22 protein-coding genes are annotated in these 22159 nt (G+C 48.6%); all 22 read left to right on the forward strand.

The window, feature by feature from the left end:
* Positions 1 to 149 precede the first annotated feature (149 nt).
* The 22 genes from ACFQZT_RS33125 (at position 150) to lysS (ending at position 21901) form a co-directional block, all read left to right on the forward strand.
* A complete protein-coding gene (locus ACFQZT_RS33125) occupies positions 150 to 869 on the forward strand; it encodes a vWA domain-containing protein (protein WP_379307416.1) in 720 nt (239 codons plus the stop codon).
* On the forward strand, positions 853 to 1761 hold the full coding sequence (locus tag ACFQZT_RS33130) for a protein kinase domain-containing protein (RefSeq protein WP_379307388.1): 909 nt from the start codon (positions 853 to 855) through the stop codon (positions 1759 to 1761). Before ACFQZT_RS33125 ends, ACFQZT_RS33130 begins: the two co-directional genes overlap by 17 nt.
* A gap of 31 nt (positions 1762 to 1792) precedes the next feature.
* Positions 1793 to 3208 carry a tRNA lysidine(34) synthetase TilS gene (tilS, locus tag ACFQZT_RS33135; RefSeq protein ID WP_379307390.1) on the forward strand — a complete coding sequence of 472 codons (1416 nt, stop codon included), beginning with the start codon at positions 1793 to 1795 and terminating at the stop codon, positions 3206 to 3208.
* Between the two features lie 92 nt (positions 3209 to 3300).
* Positions 3301 to 3840 (forward strand): hypoxanthine phosphoribosyltransferase, encoded by a 540-nt coding sequence (gene hpt / locus ACFQZT_RS33140; RefSeq protein WP_379307392.1) that lies wholly within the window; start codon positions 3301 to 3303, stop codon positions 3838 to 3840.
* 96 nt (positions 3841 to 3936) lie between these two features.
* Positions 3937 to 5901 carry an ATP-dependent zinc metalloprotease FtsH gene (gene ftsH / locus ACFQZT_RS33145; RefSeq protein ID WP_379307394.1) on the forward strand — a complete coding sequence of 655 codons (1965 nt, stop codon included), beginning with the start codon at positions 3937 to 3939 and terminating at the stop codon, positions 5899 to 5901.
* Positions 5902 to 6103: 202 nt separating this feature from the next.
* Positions 6104 to 7042 carry a quinolinate synthase NadA gene (gene nadA / locus ACFQZT_RS33150; RefSeq protein WP_379307396.1) on the forward strand — a complete coding sequence of 313 codons (939 nt, stop codon included), beginning with the start codon at positions 6104 to 6106 and terminating at the stop codon, positions 7040 to 7042.
* A gap of 175 nt (positions 7043 to 7217) precedes the next feature.
* Positions 7218 to 8822, forward strand: a complete 1605-nt coding sequence (gene nadB, locus ACFQZT_RS33155; protein WP_379307398.1) for an L-aspartate oxidase — start codon at positions 7218 to 7220, stop codon at positions 8820 to 8822.
* 1 nt (position 8823) lies between these two features.
* Positions 8824 to 9693, forward strand: coding sequence for a carboxylating nicotinate-nucleotide diphosphorylase (nadC, locus tag ACFQZT_RS33160; RefSeq protein ID WP_379307400.1), 870 nt, complete (start codon positions 8824 to 8826; stop codon positions 9691 to 9693).
* Complete coding sequence (locus ACFQZT_RS33165) at positions 9690 to 10454, forward strand: type III pantothenate kinase (RefSeq protein WP_379307401.1); 765 nt, start codon at positions 9690 to 9692, stop codon at positions 10452 to 10454. The genes nadC and ACFQZT_RS33165 overlap by 4 nt, the downstream gene beginning before the upstream one ends.
* A gap of 23 nt (positions 10455 to 10477) precedes the next feature.
* The gene (gene hslO / locus ACFQZT_RS33170; RefSeq protein ID WP_379307402.1) at positions 10478 to 11344 is read left to right on the forward strand and encodes an Hsp33 family molecular chaperone HslO; all 867 of its coding nucleotides are present in this window, start codon (positions 10478 to 10480) and stop codon (positions 11342 to 11344) included.
* Positions 11345 to 11380: 36 nt separating this feature from the next.
* On the forward strand, positions 11381 to 12331 hold the full coding sequence (locus ACFQZT_RS33175; protein WP_379307403.1) for a peptidylprolyl isomerase: 951 nt from the start codon (positions 11381 to 11383) through the stop codon (positions 12329 to 12331).
* A gap of 113 nt (positions 12332 to 12444) precedes the next feature.
* Positions 12445 to 13386, forward strand: a complete 942-nt coding sequence (cysK, locus tag ACFQZT_RS33180; protein ID WP_379307404.1) for a cysteine synthase A — start codon at positions 12445 to 12447, stop codon at positions 13384 to 13386.
* 176 nt (positions 13387 to 13562) lie between these two features.
* Positions 13563 to 15110 (forward strand): anthranilate synthase component I family protein, encoded by a 1548-nt coding sequence (locus tag ACFQZT_RS33185; RefSeq protein WP_379307405.1) that lies wholly within the window; start codon positions 13563 to 13565, stop codon positions 15108 to 15110.
* A gap of 37 nt (positions 15111 to 15147) precedes the next feature.
* Positions 15148 to 15729 carry an aminodeoxychorismate/anthranilate synthase component II gene (gene pabA, locus ACFQZT_RS33190; RefSeq protein ID WP_379307406.1) on the forward strand — a complete coding sequence of 194 codons (582 nt, stop codon included), beginning with the start codon at positions 15148 to 15150 and terminating at the stop codon, positions 15727 to 15729.
* Between the two features lie 7 nt (positions 15730 to 15736).
* Positions 15737 to 16603 carry an aminodeoxychorismate lyase gene (gene pabC, locus ACFQZT_RS33195; protein ID WP_379307407.1) on the forward strand — a complete coding sequence of 289 codons (867 nt, stop codon included), beginning with the start codon at positions 15737 to 15739 and terminating at the stop codon, positions 16601 to 16603.
* Positions 16604 to 16625: 22 nt separating this feature from the next.
* The gene (gene folP, locus ACFQZT_RS33200) at positions 16626 to 17444 is read left to right on the forward strand and encodes a dihydropteroate synthase (RefSeq protein WP_379307408.1); all 819 of its coding nucleotides are present in this window, start codon (positions 16626 to 16628) and stop codon (positions 17442 to 17444) included.
* Between the two features lie 24 nt (positions 17445 to 17468).
* Positions 17469 to 17834 carry a dihydroneopterin aldolase gene (gene folB / locus ACFQZT_RS33205; RefSeq protein ID WP_379307409.1) on the forward strand — a complete coding sequence of 122 codons (366 nt, stop codon included), beginning with the start codon at positions 17469 to 17471 and terminating at the stop codon, positions 17832 to 17834.
* The gene (folK, locus tag ACFQZT_RS33210; protein WP_379307410.1) at positions 17835 to 18347 is read left to right on the forward strand and encodes a 2-amino-4-hydroxy-6-hydroxymethyldihydropteridine diphosphokinase; all 513 of its coding nucleotides are present in this window, start codon (positions 17835 to 17837) and stop codon (positions 18345 to 18347) included.
* Positions 18329 to 18541, forward strand: a complete 213-nt coding sequence (locus tag ACFQZT_RS33215; RefSeq protein WP_367818657.1) for a helix-turn-helix domain-containing protein — start codon at positions 18329 to 18331, stop codon at positions 18539 to 18541. Before folK ends, ACFQZT_RS33215 begins: the two co-directional genes overlap by 19 nt.
* A gap of 5 nt (positions 18542 to 18546) precedes the next feature.
* Positions 18547 to 19575, forward strand: a complete 1029-nt coding sequence (gene dusB / locus ACFQZT_RS33220) for a tRNA dihydrouridine synthase DusB (protein WP_379307412.1) — start codon at positions 18547 to 18549, stop codon at positions 19573 to 19575.
* A gap of 240 nt (positions 19576 to 19815) precedes the next feature.
* On the forward strand, positions 19816 to 20292 hold the full coding sequence (greA, locus tag ACFQZT_RS33225) for a transcription elongation factor GreA (RefSeq protein WP_379307414.1): 477 nt from the start codon (positions 19816 to 19818) through the stop codon (positions 20290 to 20292).
* A 112-nt stretch (positions 20293 to 20404) separates the two neighbouring features.
* Positions 20405 to 21901, forward strand: coding sequence for a lysine--tRNA ligase (gene lysS / locus ACFQZT_RS33230; RefSeq protein WP_379307418.1), 1497 nt, complete (start codon positions 20405 to 20407; stop codon positions 21899 to 21901).
* Positions 21902 to 22159: the final 258 nt, after the last annotated feature.

Below are 22159 nucleotides of genomic sequence, written 5' to 3' on the forward strand. Positions count from 1 at the left end.
TCTAGCATAGTCCAAGCTTTGTCTGCAGTAATTGCGGTCGCGTTTCGCCGCCACCCAACCTATGATTAGACGCTCTTCCAAATGGGAATACTAGGAAGGTAGCTGCTAGAAAGTTAAACTTGTCGGGTTTCAGGGAGGCTAATTTCATGATGAAACAAATTTTGCTGATTACAGATGGGTGTTCAAATGTAGGTGTAAGTCCGGTGATTGCAGCGGCTCAAGCGCATGCAGAAGGTATCACTGTGAACGTCATTGGTGTTATTGATCAAGGTGAATTAGGAATGCTAGGGTCTGAAGAAATTAGAGAGATTGCCGCTGCCGGAGGCGGTATGAGCCGGGTCGTAAATTCTGGTCAGCTATCGCAGACCGTTCAGATGATGACGCGCAAAACCGTAACCACTACCATTCAACATGCAGTCGGCAAAGAATTGCAAAGCATACTGGGGCATGCGCAACTTGAACAACTGCCGCCCGGGCAACGTGCTGAGGTCGTTCAAGTGATTGATGATTTGAGCGAAACTTCTTCTTTGAGGGTCGCATTATTGATAGATGCAAGCGCAAGCATGAAACCTAAACTGGCGGCAGTACGAGAGGCTATTCATGATTTGCTGCTCAGTCTCCGGGCCCGCTCGGGCAAGAGCGAACTGGCCGTTTTCCATTTTCCATCGACTAAGAATCGCGACTCTGAGCTGGAGATGGATCTCAATTGGACGAATGAGCTTGCAAATCTGGACAAGATGTTCTATAAAATAAACATGAAGGGTACAACACCGACAGGTCCAGCCTTGCTGCAGACGCTGCAGTTTGTGGCGGATAAGCCTTTCTCAGAACCGGCCGAGGATGGGATGCTGAGTGACTACGTGGTATGAGGACGCATTTCGTCCGGGATCAGAAATCCAAGGAAAATGGAACGGTCGCGTTTATGTGGTCGAACGTTTATTAGGTGCTGGTTCTAACGGAGTTGTCGCACTTGTACGTAGAGGAGCTGTCAGATTTGCGCTCAAGGCAGGGCATGAAACCGTAGATCATCAATCCGAAATTAATTCGCTGCACGCGCTATCGCTCACAGCTACGTCGTTTAAGGGCTTCTTGATTGACGTGGACGATATGGTTGTACAGGGCAAAGAAATTCCTTTTTTTGTTATGCGATACATTGAAGGAATGACTATTTCTGAATTTTTACATAAGCGGGGCAAGGATTGGATCTATGTCATTGGCTCTAACCTGCTCAAGAAGCTGACCGAGCTGCATAAAAGCGGCTACGTTTTCGGCGATTTGAAGATAGAGAATATGATTGTTTCCAATTACGGTGATGTGGACTTGATAGATTTTGGCGGTGTAACGCCCAAAGGCAGAGCCATCAAGCAATTGACCGAGGTTTACGATCGGGGCTTTTGGAATGCGGGGGAGCGGGTTGCGGAAGAAAGCTATGATTTGTTTTCATTTGCCATTTTATTGTTAAAAGCGTTGGATCAAAAAGACCGGTTCGCCGCTTTCTCACAGTCGTTGCCGCAAAACCGGGAAATTGAACAACTGTACGCCATTATTAAGGAGAATCCGGCGACGGCCCGCATTGAGCCATTTCTTCATCAAGCATTAAACGGGCAGCTGAAAGCCTCCCGAGAAGCCTATCCCTATTGGAGGAGCCTCGTCGCAGGTAAAAGGCTGGCCCCGGCATCGTATCAGCTGCCATGGCTCAAAATATGCTTCGCCGCTTCATTGTTTATTTTCGGAGCAACAGTCTATATATACTGGAAATAAAAAGGTTGGGGCAAGAGAAAGGAATTGGCAGATGGAAGATAACCTTGTTGCCAAGGTGGAACAAAGAATCAACCAAGATCAGCTCATCGATCCAGGAGATGGAGTAGTCGTTGCAGTGTCAGGAGGTCCTGATTCTGTTGCGCTGCTCCATGTCCTTTTTGCGCTTTCAGAGCGTTATCGCTGGAAGCTGATTGTGGCACACGTAAATCATCAATTTCGCGGAGAGGAATCGGATGCTGAAGCTGCTTTCGTAGCGGATCTTGCGGCTCGCCTGGATTTGCCGTGTGAAATTGGCGATATCGATGTGCCCGCCTATATAGAAGAAACTTCGCTTAACGGGCAAGCGGCGGCCCGCGAGAAGCGCTATGCTTTTTTACATGAGGTGGCGAATCGGTACGGTGCTCAGCGCATTGCTTTTGCGCATCATGCCGACGATCAAGCGGAAACGGTGTTAATGCGACTTCTTCGCGGAACGGGTCCTTCGGGACTGGTTGGCATGCCGGAAAGAAGGCGCGAAAAAAAAGTGGAACTGATTCGTCCTTTCCTACGTATATACAAATCAGAACTTGTGCAGTATTGTGCCCGGCACGCAATCGCCTATTGCCAAGACAGCAGCAACGAGCTGCGGAAGTACTTTCGCAATCAGGTTCGATTGGATGTGCTGCCGATGCTGAAGCAGTATAACGAGCAGCTCCCGGAGTCGCTGAACCGATTGACCGAGTTGATGCGGGCAGAGGATGACTATTTGGAAAAGGAAGCCATGAGGCATTACCGCCAAATCGTCACTCAGCAGCAGGATATTTGCCGGTTGAAGAGGGCGGATTTCACCGAACTGCACGTTGCTTTACAAAGGCGTTTGATTAAACTAATATTAAACTGTCTTTGTTTGGGAATGGATAGGCTGGATTTCGCTAAGGTCGAGTCGATTCGCGAGTTAATCTTGCAGGCTCAGGTTTCCAATCAAGTTCTTGAGGTGGATGAACAGCTTTATATGGTGAGAGAATATGAAGCCGTTCGATTTCAGTTGTTCGCTCCGACTTTCAGGCCTTATCAGCATCAGGTCGAGTTGAATGCTAACAATTTGAACGTACCGGAAGCAGGAGCCCATTTTGAATACTCGGTAATCCAACCGGCGCCTGATCAAAAGTCCACCCATTCTTCCACAGCGGTGGATGCCTATTTCGATCTGGACCAGCTTCAATTGCCGCTATTTGTAAGAAGTCGCAAAGCGGGAGATCGATTGGAACCTCATGGTTTAAACGGGTCCAAAAAAGTAAAAGATATGTTCATTGATGCCAAGATGCCCATAAGTCAGCGTGAAGTTATTCCTATGATAGTCGATGCGTCCGATCATATTCTCTGGATTGCCGGCTTTCGCAGGTCTAGACATGCTTTAGTAGGGCCGGCAGCAGAACGAGTGCTTCATATGAAGCTGGTGCTGAACTAGCAGTGTAAATTTCGTTCGTATAGATGCGATTTTAAACGACCTATAGAATGTAAATTTATAAGGTTTCATAATATAATCTAGGGGGTTCATCCTTGTACAGCGACATTCAAGAAGTACTTTACAGCGAAGAGCAAATTCAGAACAAAATCAAGGAATTAGGGGAGCAGCTTTCCAGCGATTATGAAGGGAAAAACCCACTCGTGATCTGTGTGCTCAAAGGAGCATTCATTTTTATGGCCGACTTGGTGAAGCAGATTAGAGTGCCTTTGGAACTCGATTTCATGGCGGTATCCAGCTATGGTCAATCCACGAAGTCCTCAGGTGTCGTGAAGATTATCAAAGATCTGGACGTTCCGGTGGAAGGCCGTCATATCCTTATTGTGGAGGATATTATCGATAGCGGTTTAACGCTGAGTTATCTGATAGATGTATTAGAAAGACGCAATGCCAAATCGATTTCAGTCGTTGCTTTGTTTAATAAGCCGGCTCGAAGAACAGTGGAGCTGGAGCCTGACTATTCCGGTTACGAGCTTCCGGATGAATTCGTTGTCGGTTATGGTTTGGATTATGCGGAAAAATATCGGAACCTACCATTTATCGGCATATTGAAGCCAGAGATCTATACCAGCTAAGTCATATCCCCTAGGCTTGTCCGCACTGCTTTGTTGTAGTGCTTTACCGGGATGTGGTAAAATAATAAAAGTGTGCCGTTCGAGAGGAGGTTGGGGATGAATCGGATTATCCGGAATACTGGTTTTTATTTGCTTATATTTTTGGTTACGGTGGGTATCGTTCATTTTATAAGTACCCAAAACGACCAAAAGGAGCAAATTACTTACGATAAGTTCCGCCAAGCGGTGATTAACAAAAACGTGGAATCCGTTAACCTGCAATTTGATGGATATACGTATTTGATTAAAGGTAAATACATTAACCCGCCTAGTGGTGCTGATAAGAAAAGCTTCGAAACCCATGCCCCTTATGAACCGCTTGTGGTTCAATTAATTGAGGCAAATGGGGTGCCTACTGAAGTTTATGAGACTATGCAAAGGGATAGCGTGTGGATTAGCTTCCTCACTTCCATTATTCCTTTTGTCATCATCTTCATCCTGTTCTTCTTTTTGTTGAATCAGGCGCAAGGTGGCGGCGGCAAAGTCATGAATTTTGGCAAGAGCCGTGCTCGCTTATATAATGAAGAGAAAAAACGCGTAACCTTCGAGGACGTAGCTGGGGCTGACGAAGAGAAGCAGGAACTGGTTGAAGTCGTTGAATTCCTCAAGGACCCGCGCAAGTTTGCAGCCGTAGGCGCTAGAATTCCGAAGGGGGTTCTGCTTAACGGGCCTCCGGGTACCGGTAAAACGCTGCTCGCAAGAGCTGTCGCCGGCGAAGCTGGCGTGCCGTTCTTCAGCATTTCCGGTTCTGATTTCGTTGAAATGTTCGTCGGTGTCGGTGCATCCCGTGTGCGCGACCTGTTCGAGAATGCGAAGAAGAACTCGCCTTGTATTATTTTTATCGATGAGATCGATGCAGTGGGTCGTCAACGCGGCGCCGGTTTAGGCGGCGGACATGACGAGCGTGAACAAACGCTCAACCAATTGCTCGTAGAAATGGACGGCTTTGGCGCGAACGAAGGAATTATCATTGTCGCAGCAACGAACCGCCCGGATATTTTGGACCCTGCCTTGCTGCGTCCGGGACGTTTTGACCGTCAGATAACAGTTGACCGTCCGGATGTGAAAGGCCGCGAGGCAGTACTGAAAGTACATGCACGCAACAAGCCTTTGGCGAAAGATGTGAAGCTGGAAGCATTATCCCGCTATACAACTGGATTTACAGGCGCAGACCTCGAAAATCTGCTGAATGAAGCCGCTTTGATCGCGGCTCGCCGCAACCGCAAAGATATTTCGATGTCCGAGATCGAAGAAGCGTTCGACCGCGTTATTGTCGGTACGCAGAAGAAAAGTCGCATTATTAGCGATCGTGAGAAGCGCATTGTCGCTTACCACGAATCCGGACACGCAATCATCGGTTACTATGCCGAGAATGCGGATATGGTGCACAAAGTTACAATCGTTCCGCGCGGACGCGCTGGCGGTTATGTGATGATGCTGCCCAAAGAGGGCGAAGACCGTCTCGTTCAAACGAAGAAAGAACTGCTTGATAAAGTTACCGGACTATTGGGCGGTCGTGTTTCCGAGGAACTGTACATCGGCGAAATCGGAACGGGCGCTTACGATGACTTCCGTAAAGCTACTGGCATCATTCGCCGCATGATTATGGAATTCGGAATGAGCGATAAGCTTGGACCGATGCAATTTGGGAACACCCAAGGTCAAGTGTTCTTGGGCCGTGATATCGGACATGAGCAGAACTATAGTGATGCGATTGCCTATGAGATCGACCAAGAAATGCAAAGCATGATCCGCGGCTGTTATGAACGCGCTCGTGAGATTTTGACGGAGCATGCCGACAAGGTTCATTTGATTGCGAAGACGCTGCTCGAGAAAGAGACACTCGACAAAGACGAAATTATCGCGCTGTTGGAAAAAGGCAGATTGGATGCAGGCGCTGACGACGAAGAAGTCAAAGTGAACATTCAAGGGCAAAGCCAAGAAAACGAAAGCAATAAGCTGGAGTTTGATAAAGATAAAGAGAAGGATCCGAACGACAATCCGGATCAATCCGAAGAGTAACATGCAAGGGCAGGTCGTAAATCCGGTGTACACGTCAGGTGTACCCGGATTTTCTGGTTTTTTCGGTAGATTTGCGCATTGACAGGGGATGCGGATATGTGTAAATTAGTTGTAAATCTCTAATTTTAGAGCCATTTGATCATACTAATCATGAGATAGACAGCGAGTATATTTTACGTCCCACATAGGGGAGGAACCTTTCATGGAAGCTCTAGCTTTAGAAAGAAAAGCCGAGCAGAACCGCGAGCTCAAAGAGCGGCTGTTGAAGCTGAAGAAAGAACGAAATGCCATTATTCTTGCTCACTATTATCAAAGAGATGAAGTTCAAGAGGTTGCCGATTTCCGGGGGGATTCCTTCTTGCTTGCGCAGAAGGCGGCTGAAACTGACGCAGACGTGATTGTATTCTGCGGTGTGCATTTTATGGGGGAAAGCGCCAAAATTCTGGCTCCAAACAAGACCGTTATTATTCCAGACGAGCGTGCCGGTTGTCCGATGGCTGATATGGTTAATGTGGAGGGCCTTCGCGCCTTGAAGCGCCAACATCCGAATGCCAAAGTTGTAGCTTATATTAACACTTCGGCTGAGGTGAAGTCCGAAACGGATATTTGCTGTACGTCTGCGAATGCGATTAAAGTTATCGAATCCGTCGATTCAGATGAAATTATCTGGGTACCGGATAAAAATTTGGGCGACTATGTATCAAAATTCACAAACAAAAAGATCATCATCTGGGAAGGTTATTGTAACACGCATGATATGCTGACAGTTAAAGATGTGGAAGAAATGCGTGCACAGTACCCGAATGCACAATTTGTCGTACATCCGGAATGCCGCCCAGAGGTTGTGAAATTAGGAGATTTTGTTGGCAGTACAACGGCGATTATCAAATACTGCCGCGAATCTGATTGCCAAGAGTTCATTGTCGGCACAGAAGATGGTACCGGATATCAGTTGCGTAAAGACAGCCCGAACAAGCAGTTCCATTTTGCTACGAAATACTTGGTCTGTCCGAATATGAAGGTCAACAATTTGAAGAAGATTGTTAAAGCCTTGGAAACGATGCAGCCAGAAATCTATGTACCTGAAGATGTAGCTGAAAAAGCAAGATTGTCCTTAGAGCGCATGTTACAAGTTAAGTAGCATGCGCTACTCTCTTGTTAAAGTTTTGGGGTCCCCGCAAAGTATTCGGATTAGTCATCGGAGGCATTCTTCACTTTGTGGGGTAATGTTTGGGGGTCCCCGCAAAGTACCCGGAATAGGCTTCAGAGGCATTCCTCCTTTGTGGGGTAATTTTGTTAGAAACAGGTGAAGCGGCATGTTTCCTAGATACCTTGTAGATGTAGACTTAGATTCCATTCCTCACGTACATACAGATGTGATCGTTATTGGCGCAGGGATCGCTGGATTATTCACCGCCCTTCGCGCAAGTGAAAGCAAAAAAGTGATGATGATTACTAAAAAGTCGCTCCTCGATAGCAATACGCGGTACTCCCAAGGGGGGATTGCTGCCGTGATCTCCGACGAGGATTCGCCGGAATACCATAAAGAGGATACACTAATTGCCGGGGCAGGACTTTGTTCACCTGAAGCTGTCGATGTACTGGTCCATGAAGGACCAAACGGCGTCCAGGATTTAATTCGCATGGGCACCCAATTTGACCTTGAAAATGGGGAGTTTGCATTGACGAAGGAAGGCGCTCACAGTCAGCGCCGTATTTTGCATGCTCACGGCGACGCTACAGGAGCTGAGATTGTACGAGCTCTTTCGAAGCGTACGAAGCTGGATCCGAACATTGAGATTTGGGACGATCACTTCGTGATCGACCTCATTACGCAGGACGGCGAGTGTTACGGCGCACTTGTACAGAAGCCGGACGGCCAGCGAGTGTTTGTCCGCGGCAGCGCAACGATTCTTTGCTCCGGCGGGGCGGGACAGCTGTTCCGCTACACGACCAACCCCGACATCGCCACGGGCGATGGTATTGCTATTGCTTATCGCGCCGGCGCGCACATTCAGGATGTGGAATTCATCCAATTCCACCCTACGGCGCTGTGTTATCCGGGCGCTCCGCGCTTTCTCATTTCCGAAGCGGTGCGCGGCGAGGGCGCCTATTTGCGCAACATCAAAGGTGAGCGTTTTATGGAGAAGTACCATCCCCAATTGGAACTAGCGCCTAGGGATGTAGTTGCTCGTGCCATTGTTGACGAGATGGAGATCAATAAATCTACTTTTGTATATCTGGACATTACGCACGAAACGGAAGAACTGATCAAACATCGGTTTCCAACGATCTATGAATATTGTTTAAATTACGGTTTGGATATGACCACGGACTGGATTCCGGTAGCGCCCGCCGCGCATTACATGATGGGCGGTGTGAAAACAGACCTTCACGGAGAAACAGCCGTGCGTAGGCTATTTGCATGCGGCGAGGTATCTTCGACAGGCGTTCACGGAGCCAATCGTTTGGCCAGTAATTCGCTCTCCGAGGCTATCGTTTTTGGCAGACGCATTATTGAGCGTATTCAAGAGTTGTCGCCATTGCAAGGTAATCCCGTTTTGCGGACGGAGTCGCCAAGAACCGAGAGTCCGAAGCAAGCTGTTGTCGAGAAGAAGCTGAAATTGCAAAAAACGATGCTCCGTTATGCAGGAATATACCGCACAGCCAAGGGCTTGCAAAAAGGTTACGATGAATTAGCGCGACAGTTGACGATCTATGATACGCAAATGACAAAACGCGAAGATTATGAGTTTGCGAATTTGCTCAATTGCGCACTGCTGACAACGACAGCTGCTTTGCAGCGCGAAGAAAGCCGCGGCGGCCATTACCGCGAAGATTTCCCGGAACGAGACGACTCCCACTGGAAGAAGCATATTGTCTTCAAGCGCGGGGAAGATAGGGTTGAGGAGTGGATTTGACATGCTGGATTTGAACATGGAGCTTATTCGTAAAAACATACGGCAATGGTTAGAAGAAGATATCGGTACAGGCGATGTGACGACCCTAACAACAATCCCTTTGGAGCATGAGTCCAAAGGGATTATCCACGTCAAAGAAGACGGGATACTCTGCGGTTTGCCCATTGCCAAAGAAGTTTTTAGCGTCGTAGACCCGGCTCTTCAATTTGAACCGAAAGCCGTGGAAGGATCGTCTGTTAAGAAAGGGACTGTACTAGCTGTGGTTGAAGGAAACACGCGAAGCATTTTGTTGGGTGAAAGATTAAGCCTAAACCTCATGCAGCGATTATCCGGCATTGCGACCAAGACACATGAATTTGTCGAAGCGCTTGAAGGATTGCCAACCCGGCTTGTCGATACGAGAAAAACGACCCCTGGTCACAGATTGCTGGAGAAATATGCAGTGCGTGTAGGCGGTGGACACAATCATAGATTTGGTCTATACGATGCGGTCATGATTAAGGATAACCATATCAAGGGCTCCGGAGGCATTACGCAAGCCGTCCAAGCAGCACGTAAGCAGATCCCGCATACGATGAAGATTGAAGTGGAAGTCGAGAACTTCGATCAGCTCCAAGAAGCGTTAACAGCAGGCGCGGACATTATTATGCTCGATAATATGGTGCCTGAGAAGATGAAAGAAGCAGTTTCAATAATTAAAAACAAAGCACCGCATATTGTAGTAGAAGGCTCCGGCTCCGTTACGCTGCAGACCATCAAAAAGATGGCTGAATCGGGTGTTGACGTGATCTCAGTAGGAAGGTTGACTTACTCGGTGGCCGCGCTGGATATCAGTCTCGACTTGAATGAGCGGAAGGAGACTGCGCTGTGATACTTGTCGTCGACGTGGGCAATACCAACATCGTGCTCGGTTTGTACCGGGACCGTACCTTGCTTCATCACTGGCGGATCAGCACGAATCGTTCAGCAACGGTAGATGAATACGGGATGCTGCTGCACAGTTTGTTTCAGCATTCTGGAATCACCTTCTCACATGTGGAAGGCGTAATTATCTCATCCGTTGTTCCGCCACTTATGAATGTAATGGAAAACCTTTGCTTACACTATATAAAAAGAACGCCATTCGTTGTTGGTCCGGGTATCAAGACGGGGCTCAATGTACGTGTAGACAATCCGAAGGAAGTAGGCGCGGATCGGATCGTCAATGCAGTTGCTGCGCTTGAGCTGTATGGTGCTCCTTGTATCATCGTCGATTTCGGTACGGCGACTACCTACGACTACATTGATCCTTCGCAGCAGCTCGTAGGCTGCGCGATCGCGCCGGGAATCGGGATATCGACCGAAGCCTTGTATCAAAAGGCAGCTAAGCTGCCGAGAATTGAGCTTGTCAAGCCGAAAAGCGTCGTTGGCCGCAATACGGTGGCTGCGATGCAAGCCGGTATTATTTTCGGATATGTCGGTCAAGTAGACGGCATTGTAGAGCGCGTGAAGCAGGAGTTCAATGTTAATCCGACCGTGATTGCAACAGGGGGACTAGCGGAGCTGATTTCTAGCGAATCCCGTACGATTCAGATCGTGAATCCATTGCTTACCTTGCAAGGTTTACAAATGATTTATGAGAAAAATGCCTAGTGCTGTTCAAGAAAGGGACCATCATGAGTGATTATTTAATACGAGGAACGGCGCTCGAAGGAAGAGTCCGTGCTTTTGCAGTACAAACGACAGCCATTACTGAAGAGCTTAGCCGCAGACACCAAACGACGCCCACAGCTACCGCAGCTTTAGGAAGAACGGCTGCTGCCGGGCTTCTCCTGGGCGCTATGCTGAAAGGCGATGAACATCTGATTATTCAGGTGAAAGGCGACGGGCCGATCGGCCAAATCGTGGTCGATGCGAATGCCAAGGGCGAGGTTCGTGGTTATGTGGATAATCCGCTTGTGGATCCGCCTCTCAAGGCGAGCGGAAAGCTGGATGTCTCGGCGGCTGTCGGGACGGAAGGATTTTTATACATAACAAAGGATTTGGGGTTAAAAGAACCTTATAAGGGCAGTGTACCTATTATTTCCGGTGAGTTAGCGGAGGACTTCACTTATTATTTTGCGAAGTCGGAGCAAACGCCATCTGCCGTTGCACTCGGAGTGCTCGTCGATAGGGATCATTCCATTAAAGCTTCTGGCGGTTTTGTCATTCAACTGCTTCCGGGATTGACGGATGAAGAGATCGGAGAGATTGAGGATATGCTGGCGCGTATCCCTTCATTCACAAGTATGCTCGATGGCGGGCTCAATTTGGAGGAAATTCTGCAGACCGTGCTTCCTTCCGTACAGATTTTGGATCAGATGGACGTCAAATTCCGCTGCAAATGCAGTCGTGAACGGGTGGAGCAAACGTTGATATCCTTAGGCAAAGCCGAATTGCAAGAAATTCTTGACGATGATGGATTCGCCGAAGTCGTTTGCCATTTCTGCAATGAAGCTTATCGCTACGATCGTGAAGATTTGCAGCGGATGATCGACCTGTAAAGCAAGCAGGATTATGGAAGCAAAGAGGGAGTCAGGATGCGGAACGTAAAGCGATTATGGGGAATCATCGGCATTTTGGCCGTATGTATTCTTGTGCTTACATCCTTATTGATCGCACGTTCCACGAACCAGCCGGAAACATCTCATCCAACCGAGCCGCCGCAGCCGAGTGGGAAGAACCAAGAACGGGTAGTAGCCACGATAGGAAGTCGCGAAATCACCATTCAAGAGCTGCAAACGGCGCTGGAACGTCATTATGGTACAGAGCTGCTCAATCAGATGCTGGATCGTGAAGCGATACGTCTGGAAGGAAGTCAAACGGGAACCACCGTTGGAAACGCCGAAATCGAACGTGAATTGAAGCGCATGCAGCAGGGGTACGAAAGCGAAGATCAGTTTTATGCATCGATGAAGAGCCAACTGGGGATGTCTAAGGAAGAGATTAGAGAAGATGTAAGCAATAAGTTGTTATTAGAAAAGCTCGCAACGAGTAATATCGTCATTTCCGATGCTAAAGTGGATGAATATATCAAGTCCCATCCTGATGAGTTCAAGCAGGAGACGGAATATAACATTCAGCAAATTATTGTATCCACGAAAGAGCAGGCCAATAAGGTGTTGGCGGAATTGGCGAAGGGAGAGGATTTTGCAATTTTGGCTAGGGATCGTTCCTTGGACGATGCCACCAATAACAGCGGCGGGGATTTAGGCTGGATAGAGGGAGACGACCCTTTTATCGCGGCACCTGTTTTAGAAGCGGCTAAGCAGTTGAAAGTGGGCGAAGTCAGCAAGCCGGTTCCGGTGCAGCAAGGCTTTGCAGTTGTGAAGCTGAAAAATCGGCGAGAGAAGGCAAACCCTGATAAAGCTTTTATTCGTGAGAATGTGAGAAGAGAGCTTGCTTTGCAGGAGGCGCCGCCTTTGAAAGATTATGTCACTAGTATTCGGAACAAATGGAATGTTAAGATTGTGGACCCTTTATTTCAATAAGTAGCTGTGAAAAATGATTGACAACCCCGTAGGTGCATTGATAAGATGTAGGTATTAATACCGACTAAATAACTCGGAAATCATAGTTTACTCAATCTGGAGGGGAAATGAGCATGGCAAAATTAGTGCAAAGCATTACTGATTTGATTGGGGATACACCGCTCGTTCGTTTAAACCGTGTTGTTCCTGAAGGCAGTGCAGAAGTTTATGTGAAACTTGAGTACCAGAACCCAGGAGCAAGCGTAAAAGACCGGATTGCCATCTCTATGATTGAAGTAGCTGAGCAAGAGGGTAAGCTGAAGCCAGGCGATACGATTGTCGAGCCAACTAGCGGTAACACTGGAATCGGATTGGCTATGGTTGCAGCCGCTAAAGGATATAAAGCAATTCTCGTTATGCCGGAAACGATGAGTTTGGAAAGACGCAACCTGCTTCGCGCATACGGTGCCCAATTGGTGCTTACACCGGGAGCGGAAGGTATGAAAGGTGCGATTCGCCGCGCTGAAGAGCTTCAGGCAGAGAATCCAAGCTATTTCATTCCGCAACAGTTCAAAAACCAGGCTAACGTGAAAATTCATCGCGAAACAACCGGTCCTGAGATCGTTGAAGCGATTAAAGGCCACGACGGCAAGCTGGATGCATTTGTGGCCGGTATTGGAACCGGCGGTACCATTACAGGTGCAGGCGGCGTGCTCAAAGAAAACTTCCCAGGCATTAAAATTTATGCGGTTGAGCCTTCAGCTTCTCCGGTACTTTCCGGCGGTAAGCCAGGTCCTCACAAAATTCAAGGGATCGGCGCGGGCTTCGTTCCGGATATCTTGAACACAAGCATCTACGATGAAATTATCGCGGTTGAGAACGACGATGCATTCGAAACTTCCCGCCGTGTAGCGAAAGAAGAAGGTATCCTTGGCGGTATCTCTTCCGGCGCAGCGATCTTCGCAGCGTTGAAAGTAGCTAAAGAACTTGGCGCTGGCAAACGCGTCATCGCCATTATTCCTAGTAATGGTGAGCGTTACCTCAGTACGCCGTTGTATCAATTCGAAGAGCAATAAGCATTCGTTGCTTCATAGAGAGCCTCCAGCCGCAGACGCAGCTGGGGGCTTTTTTTCCGGGAACCGTTGGAGTATACTTATGGACAACTATATGGAATACGAACTGCGAATAAGTCACATGCAGGCAAGCATTGTATGCGAATCATCGGAATAAAAAGTTTTCAGGAGGGCATAAATTGATCCTAACAACAATAGAGCAGTGGCGCACTTGGTCCTCTGCATATACAATGCTTCCTTATGTCATTAAACTGGGGCTTGCGGACGATCGGATCCATTCTTGGCAGGAAGCGTGGAAGGAGGCGGCGCCGGACTCTTTTGTGCTGGAGAGCGGAAAAGGCGGACGATATACGTTTTTCGGTCTTCGCCCTATATCCGTGATCCGCGGAAAGGGGATGGAGGCGGAAATATCCGTATCCGTTCCCGCGCAAACATTGGCCGGATCCCCTCTCGATGTCGTCAAGCAATGGATGGCTCCTTACCGTAGTCCTAAGGCAGAGGGAGCGCCAAAGTTTCTTGGCGGCTGTGTCGGCTACTGGAGCTATGATGTCATTCGCTCCATAGAGAAATTGCCGGAACGGGCGGCGGACGATCTCCCGATTCCGGATTACAGCTTTGCGATGTACGATGAGGTATGGACGTTGGATCACGTCGATCAAGCTCTATACATCGCGGTGCATACCCCCCTTGATGAGGATCGCAAGGGGGACGACGCCTACCTGCGGCAGCTGTATGAGCAAGCTCATCAGCGCGCAGAAGCAATGCTGAATCGCTGGCATGCGATTCGCGCAAGCAACTGGTCTGGCGGAGACGCGCAAGCGCTATCCGCCGGCGACAAGCCAGCGATGGCGCGCGAGCAGCTGCACATCGATGTAGAGCGCATCGAAGGCATCCAGCCCGCCTTCGGTAAAGTGGATTTCATGGCTGCGGTAGAGCGCATCCAGGCTTACATCTCGCAAGGTGACGTGTTCCAAGTCAACCTTTCCGTGCGGCAGAGCCGCCGGCTGCACACGACGCCGGAAGAGATTTACGAGGCGCTGCGCGTCGTAAATCCTTCGCCGTACATGGGGCTCCTCCGCTTCGCGGACTTCGCCCTTGTGTCCGGCTCGCCGGAGCTGCTCGTGCAGCTCGAAGACGGCGTGCTGCGCACGCGGCCGATCGCGGGCACCCGCCCGCGCGGCAAGGACGAGCAGGATGACCTGCGCCTGGCCGGCGAGCTCATCGACAACGAAAAAGAGCGCGCCGAGCACGTCATGCTGGTCGATCTCGAGCGCAACGACCTTGGACGGATCTCCAAATTCGGATCCGTACGCGTCAAGGACTTCATGGTCATCGAGTACTATTCCCATGTCATGCACATCGTCTCCGAAGTCGTCGGCGAGCTCGCCGAAGGCAAGGATGCCTACGACGTCATCGCCGCGACCTTCCCGGGCGGTACCATAACCGGCGCGCCGAAGATCCGCACCATGGAGATTATCGAAGAACTCGAGCCGGTCCGCCGGGGCCCATATACAGGGTCCATGGGATGGATTGACTATAACGGCAATATGGAATTTAATATTATTATACGCACGCTGGTAGCCGTTCAAGGAATGGGGCATATTCAGGCAGGGGCAGGCATCGTAATTGATTCCATACCTGAGCGCGAATATGTGGAATCTTTGAACAAAGCCAAAGCGATGTGGAAAGCCATAGAATTTAGCGAGCGGAGCATGAGCCGAGCGTGAAGCCCAAAGGGCTGACGAGACGAAAGGGGAGCTTAGCATGATTTTAGTGATCGACAATTATGATTCATTTACGTACAACCTTGTTCAGTATTTAGGAGAGATCGGGGAAGAAGTCGTCGTTCGCCGGAATGACGAAATTGATTTAGCAGGTGTGGAGGCGCTGAAGCCCGACCATATCTTAATATCACCGGGTCCGTGTACCCCAAATGAAGCAGGCATCAGCCTGTCGCTCATCGATCATTTTAAGGGCAAAATCCCAATCTTCGGCGTCTGTCTGGGCCATCAGTCCATCGGACAAGCGTTTGGCGGCGATGTAATTCGCGCAGAGCGTCTGATGCACGGCAAAACCTCACCAATTTTCCACGATGGCAAAACATTGTTTGAAGGACTGCCGTCTCCATTCACGGCAACGCGTTATCATTCGCTCATCGTGAAATCCGAGACGCTGCCGGATTGCCTGGAAGTGAGCGCTCGTACCGCTGAGGGCGAGATCATGGCAATTAGACATAAAGAATATCCGATCGAGGGTGTTCAGTTCCATCCGGAATCGATCATTACCGACCACGGACATCAAATTCTTCGCAATTTCTTGCGCCGTACAGCAAAAACAGGAGCGTAATCCATTCATGATAATTAGCATCAATGGTTCTTTATATGAGGAACAACAAGCCGTGGTCTCGGTCTACGACCACGGTTTTCTTTACGGACTCGGCTTGTTCGAGACCTTTAGCACATACGGGGGGCAGCCATTTCTTCTTACCCAGCATCTTCATCGCTTAACAGAAGGATGCAAGGAACTTGGCATTGCCTACGAGCCTGATATCGAGAGCATACAGCATCTCATCTTCAAGCTCCTCGAAGCAAATAACCTTAGCGACGCTTATATCCGTTATTCAGTATCTGCAGGCGTGGACGTACTTGGACTTCCTTCCGGCGCCTACCAGAAGCCGAACGAAATCATATACATCAAGGCGCTGCCTTCAAAGGACGCAAATATATCCGAGCAAGGCAAAGCGCTGCAGCTTTTGAAACTGCCTCGGAATACACCTGAAGGTTTGTATCGATTCAAGTCGTTTCATTATATGAACAACATTCTCGCCAAGAGGGAGCTGCAGAACTACGAGTGGGCCGCAGGTGCCGAAGGTTTGATGCTTACCGAGGATGGCTATGTGGCGGAGGGCATCGTCAGTAACGTCTTTTTTACCAAAGATTCCATTCTGTTCACGCCGTCGCTAGATACGGGCATTCTACCCGGAATTACTAGAGCTTACGTTCTAAGACTCGCTCAAGCGAACCATATCAGCGCCCAAGACGGGTTGTACACGTGGGAAAATCTGATTGATGCGGATGAAGTGTTCATCGTGAATTCGATCCAGGAAATTGTCCCTATCACAACTTTGTACACTCCCAGTGGACAAATGCATCCAATAGGCACAAGCCCGCAAGCAGGCCCAATAACACGCCGACTTATCGAATTATATAACAACCGTTAATCATATTAGGAAGTGATCAGATATGAAAATGTTATCCTGCAGAGGACATGAGCTGCCTATCGGCGATCGCACGATCATCATGGGAATTCTGAATGTAACGCCGGACTCCTTTTCAGATGGCGGTCAGTACCTGTCCATTGAGACCGCTGTTCAAAGAGCTCGTCAAATGATCGCCGAAGGCGCGGACATCATTGATATCGGCGGTGAATCCACACGCCCGGGCTCGGCGCTTGTTACAGAAGAGGAAGAGCTGCGACGTGTTATTCCCGTTATTCAAGCGCTCAGCCAAGAAATTGACGTACCTATTTCTATAGATACATATAAAGCAGAGGTCGCCAAACAAGCTTTGGAAGCTGGGGCTCATATCATCAACGACGTTTGGGGCGGTAAAGCTGATCCCCGTATGGCCGAAGTAGCCGCACAGTACGATTGTCCATTCATCATCACACATAATCGCATAAACATGGACTATACCGATTTTCTCTCCGACGTTCTTGCCGATCTACAGGAATCCATTCACCTTGCAAGGCGATCTGGGGTTCGCATCGAGAACATCATCCTTGATCCCGGTATCGGCTTCGCTAAAACATACGAACAAAATCTTTTTCTCATGAACCGTCTCCGCAAGATCGTGGATATCGGTCTGCCGGTCCTGCTCGGCACGTCGCGCAAAAGTATGATCGGTACCGCACTCGGAGGCGTACCCGCTAACGAACGGTTGGAAGGTACGGCGGCCACAGTCGCGCTTGGTATTGCTCAAGGCTGCGGCATCATCAGAGTACACGATATTCGGTCGATGAAGCGGGTTGCGGTCATGACTGATGCTATCATTCGCAATTAACCTACTCCAGGAGGTCTCCATTATATGGATAAAATCACACTCTCCCGCATGCAGTTTTTCGGAAATCATGGTGTTTTCGCAGAAGAAAACAAACTCGGTCAGCGGTTCTACGTCGATGTTGAACTCCTTGTTCCGCTTGATAAACCGGGCCATTCGGACCATCTCGACGACACGATCAACTATGCCGAGGTCTTTTTTAAAGTCAAAGAGGTTGTCGAGGGCCGCACTTTCAAAATAATTGAAGCACTAGCAGAAAATATTGCATCCGAGCTTCTGCATACTTATACTAGTATCAATGAAGTGACGGTTCGCGTCATTAAGCCGCATCCGCCATTTCCTGTGATATTTGATGGAGTTACGGTAGAGATTAACCGAAAGCGGGCCAAGTGAATGACAGCCGAAGAACGACAAGCAATAACAGCTTATGTGGCATTAGGATCGAACATAGATGATCGTGAGCTCTATCTGCAGCAAGCCATTGTAGCGTTAAACGAACATGCCGGGATCAAGGTTACCGCGCAATCAAGCATATTTGAGACAGACCCAGTAGGTTATGTTGATCAATCGGCATTTTTGAATATGGTTATAGAAATCTCCACGACGTTGCCTGCTGATGAACTGCTGACTACCATGCTTGCCATCGAGCAGCGGTTGGGCAGAACCAGGGATTTGCGCTGGGGCCCAAGAACGATTGATCTGGATATGCTCCTGTACGGCGAAGAACGGCTTTCAACCCCCGACTTGATCATTCCGCATCCGCGAATGCATGAGCGGGCTTTTGTGTTAGTTCCTCTCGCAGAGGTTCTCTACAATCGGCAAGATGCAGCATTTGAATTCATCACCGCCCAATTGGAGAAACTGGAAGGAAAGGAAGGCGTCGTTTTATGGAAAAAAGCTCAGTAGCTCAGCGCATCCGCGCTTTTCGCAAATTAAAAGGGTATACCCAAAACGAATTGGCCGATATGCTCGGCGTATCGATCGCGATTTTGGGCGCAATAGAACGGGGTACACGTAAACCGGATAGCAAAATCATTAATAAAATTTCGCAAGTGCTGAACATCGAGCCCGATGAATTGGTCGCTGCGGTAGCGAGGTGAGTAGAATGGAATCTTCGGGTCTAAAAATCGGTAATGTCGAAGCTCCCAATAAAGTGGTGCTGGCGCCAATGGCTGGCGTTTGTAACCCAGCGTTCCGGCTGATTGCCAAGGAATTCGGCACGGGCTTGGTCTGTGCAGAAATGGTCAGCGATAAGGCGATCGTCCACGGCAACTCCCGTACGATGGATATGCTGTATGTGGATGATCGGGAGAAACCGCTGAGCCTTCAAATCTTCGGCGGAGATACCGAGACGCTTGTCGAAGCGGCGAAAGTCGTCGATCAGCATACGAACGCTGATATTATAGATATCAACATGGGCTGTCCTGTGCCCAAAATCACGAAATGCGACGCAGGCGCACGCTGGCTTCTTCAACCTGACAAAATCGAAGAAATGATCGCTACCGTTGTGGCGGCAGTGAACAAGCCGGTCACGGTCAAAATGCGTATCGGCTGGGACTCCGAGCACATTTACGCTGTAGAAAATGCCAAAGCCGTTGAAAGAGGCGGCGGCAGCGCGGTCAGCGTGCATGGTCGTACCCGCGAGCAAATGTACACCGGCAAAGCTGATTGGGATATCATTCGCGATGTGAAGCAGGCGTTGTCGATTCCTGTCATTGGTAACGGCGATGTCGTGACTCCGGAAGATGCGAAGCGTATGCTCGACCATACAGGAGTAGACGGCGTCATGATCGGACGCGGTGCTTTGGGTAACCCGTGGATGCTGTATCGTACGGTGCAATACCTGACTAAAGGCGAACTGCCTCCTGAACCGACGGCAGAGGAAAAGATCCGTATCGCGATCCTCCACATGGATCGACTTGTTGCCTTGAAGGGCGAGCATGTAGCTGTGAAGGAAATGCGCAAACACATGGCTTGGTACCTCAAAGGCTTGCAAGGCGCAGCTCGTGTCAAAGACGTCATTATGGAACTTGTGAAACGGGACGAAATGGTGCGGGTTTTGAACGAATATGTCGAGAATCTGGAGGCACATTCCGTGTCCGCTTCGGCTCATGAAAGCGCAGTACTTCATTAAAAAATGAAGCACTGGCTTAGATTGACATTTTGAAACCGTTGCAATATAATCAGTCAATATTAATGTATGTTCCCGCATATAGTGAACGACAGCGGTGTCATCTTGAGGCACGAAGCTAATATATTAACTAATAGTGAATTCATACTACTTGAATCAGCTCTTTTTATAGACCAAACTCCTAGCAGGAAGCATTGATTCAACGATATGAAAATCTTTCACACGACGGGAGATCAGTTGGGAATGAGTGAAAAAGAAGTCATTCTTACACAAGAAGGCTTGAAAAAGCTGGAGGAAGAGCTTGAGCATCTGAAATCGGTGAAACGCCGTGAAGTCGCGGAAAGAATCAAAGTAGCCATCGGTTATGGCGATATCTCGGAGAACTCCGAATATGAAGACGCGAAGAATGAACAAGCTTTTATTGAAGGAAGAATTATTACTCTTGAAAAAATGCTGCGCAATGCGCGGATTATTAATAACGATGATGTAGATATCAACACGGTAAGCGTTGGATCGATTGTGACGCTGAAGGATTTGGAATTCGGTGATTTCGTAGAGTATAACATCGTAGGCACTGCGGAATCCGATCCGTTCCAGAACAAGATTTCTAATGAGAGCCCAGTAGGCAAAGCCATTCTCGGCAAGCAAAAGGGTGCGACCGTTGATGTTAACGTACCGGCAGGCGTCATTCAGTATCAAATTATCGATATTAAAAAGTAATCTGCAGCCGCGTTTCTTTGGAAAGCTTCCGGAAGGAAGCTTTTTCCGGTTTTTTACCCGGTAAAATTCCATAATCCGTGAAAGCTGCTAATAATACCTAGGAGATGAAATGATGAGCCAGGAACTAGAATTAAATGAATTGCTAGTCATTCGCCGCAACAAATTGGACGAGCTTCGCGCATTAGGCGTAGATCCTTTTGGAAGCAAATACGAAAGAACGCATACGGCTAAGCAGATCCTTGATACGTATAACGATAAAACCAAGGAAGAACTTGATGCGGAGCCTATAGAGGTTTCCGTTGCTGGTCGGATCATGCAAAAAAGAGGCATGGGCAAAGCCAGTTTCGCCCATCTTCAGGACATTTCCGGCAAAATCCAAATTTACGTTCGTGAAGATTCGGTAGACGCTAATAAATATCAAGCTTTTGATCTTCTTGATCTAGGCGATATGGTAGGCGTTCGCGGTGTCGTATTCAAAACCAAAACCGGTGAAACTTCTATTAAGGTGAAATCTCTTGAAGTTCTGACTAAATCCTTAATCCCGCTGCCTGATAAATTTCACGGACTCAGCGATGTTGAGCTTCGCTACCGCCAGCGTTACGTGGATTTGATCACGAACCAGGACGTTCAGCAAACATTTATTCTTCGTTCCCGCATTATTCAATCGATGCGCCGTTACCTGGATTCTTTGGGGTACCTGGAAGTTGAAACGCCGACCTTGCATGCGATTGCCGGCGGTGCATCAGCGCGTCCGTTTATTACCCACCATAATGCTCTCGACATGCAGCTATACATGCGTATCGCTATCGAACTTCATCTAAAGCGCCTGATCGTAGGCGGTTTGGAAAAAGTTTATGAAATCGGCCGTGTATACCGCAATGAGGGGATATCCACGCGTCATAACCCGGAATTCACGATGATCGAGTTGTACGAGGCTTATGCGGATTACAAAGACATTATGAAGCTCACTGAGGAGCTTATTGCGCATATCGCTCAAGAGGTTCTCGGCAAGACAACGATTCAATATGGCGAGCACGAAGTCAATCTAGCGGTTGGTTGGAGACGTGTGTCCATGGTCGATGCAGTCAAAGAAGTCACAGGCGTGGACTTTAGTGTCCATATGTCCGATGAGGAAGCGCATCGTTTGGCCAAAGAACATAAAGTTCCGGTAGAGCCTCACATGACATTCGGTCATATCTTGAACCAGTTCTTCGAGACTTTCGTTGAAGAAACGCTGATTCAGCCGACCTTTATTTACGGACACCCATTAGAAATCTCTCCATTAGCCAAAAAGAATCCGGTAGATCCACGATTCACGGATCGCTTCGAGCTCTTCATCGTAGCGCGTGAGCATGCAAATGCCTTCACTGAGCTCAATGATCCTATTGATCAAAGAGAGCGCTTTGAAGCGCAGCTTCGTGAAAAAGAGCAGGGCAATGATGAAGCTCATGAAATGGATGATGATTTCATCCGCGCACTGGAGTACGGTATGCCGCCTACAGGCGGACTTGGCATCGGTATTGACCGTCTGGTCATGCTCTTGACGAACGCTCCATCGATTCGAGACGTACTGTTATTCCCATTAATGCGCGAACGTCAAAGCGAGTAAAATCCTTATAATTCGGGGCGCCAAAGGGCGTCCCGAATTTTTTTAAAATAACACTTGCATTGTTTATCCCGTCTGTGGTATCTTATTAAATGTCGCCGCTGAGAGGCAGCGAAAGTAACTTGAGAAAAACAAGTTGCAAAAGATTTTTGAATGTGGTATATTAGTCTTCCGGCTTTCGAGAGAGAGCAGGGTAGACAAGCAAGATTGTTCTTTGAAAACTGAACAACGAGTGAAGAAGCAAGTCGAGCAATCGACTCT

The sequence above is a fragment of the Paenibacillus sp. GCM10027628 genome, from assembly GCF_042676385.1.
In the GTDB taxonomy this organism is placed as follows: Bacteria; Bacillota; Bacilli; order Paenibacillales; family NBRC-103111; genus Paenibacillus_E.

Bases quoted from the DNA above. Each gene is read 5' to 3' on its own strand.
- ACFQZT_RS33125 (WP_379307416.1), top strand. From the start codon at position 150: ATGAAACAAATTTTGCTGATTACAGATGGGTGTTCAAATGTAGGTGTA.
- tilS (WP_379307390.1), top strand. From the start codon at position 1,793: ATGGAAGATAACCTTGTTGCCAAGGTGGAACAAAGAATCAACCAAGAT.
- ftsH (WP_379307394.1), top strand. From the start codon at position 3,937: ATGAATCGGATTATCCGGAATACTGGTTTTTATTTGCTTATATTTTTG.
- nadA (WP_379307396.1), top strand. From the start codon at position 6,104: ATGGAAGCTCTAGCTTTAGAAAGAAAAGCCGAGCAGAACCGCGAGCTC.
- nadB (WP_379307398.1), top strand. From the start codon at position 7,218: ATGTTTCCTAGATACCTTGTAGATGTAGACTTAGATTCCATTCCTCAC.
- nadC (WP_379307400.1), top strand. From the start codon at position 8,824: ATGCTGGATTTGAACATGGAGCTTATTCGTAAAAACATACGGCAATGG.
- hslO (WP_379307402.1), top strand. From the start codon at position 10,478: ATGAGTGATTATTTAATACGAGGAACGGCGCTCGAAGGAAGAGTCCGT.
- ACFQZT_RS33175 (WP_379307403.1), top strand. From the start codon at position 11,381: ATGCGGAACGTAAAGCGATTATGGGGAATCATCGGCATTTTGGCCGTA.
- cysK (WP_379307404.1), top strand. From the start codon at position 12,445: ATGGCAAAATTAGTGCAAAGCATTACTGATTTGATTGGGGATACACCG.
- pabA (WP_379307406.1), top strand. From the start codon at position 15,148: ATGATTTTAGTGATCGACAATTATGATTCATTTACGTACAACCTTGTT.
- pabC (WP_379307407.1), top strand. From the start codon at position 15,737: ATGATAATTAGCATCAATGGTTCTTTATATGAGGAACAACAAGCCGTG.
- folP (WP_379307408.1), top strand. From the start codon at position 16,626: ATGAAAATGTTATCCTGCAGAGGACATGAGCTGCCTATCGGCGATCGC.
- folB (WP_379307409.1), top strand. From the start codon at position 17,469: ATGGATAAAATCACACTCTCCCGCATGCAGTTTTTCGGAAATCATGGT.
- folK (WP_379307410.1), top strand. From the start codon at position 17,835: ATGACAGCCGAAGAACGACAAGCAATAACAGCTTATGTGGCATTAGGA.
- ACFQZT_RS33215 (WP_367818657.1), top strand. From the start codon at position 18,329: ATGGAAAAAAGCTCAGTAGCTCAGCGCATCCGCGCTTTTCGCAAATTA.
- dusB (WP_379307412.1), top strand. From the start codon at position 18,547: ATGGAATCTTCGGGTCTAAAAATCGGTAATGTCGAAGCTCCCAATAAA.
- greA (WP_379307414.1), top strand. From the start codon at position 19,816: ATGAGTGAAAAAGAAGTCATTCTTACACAAGAAGGCTTGAAAAAGCTG.
- lysS (WP_379307418.1), top strand. From the start codon at position 20,405: ATGAGCCAGGAACTAGAATTAAATGAATTGCTAGTCATTCGCCGCAAC.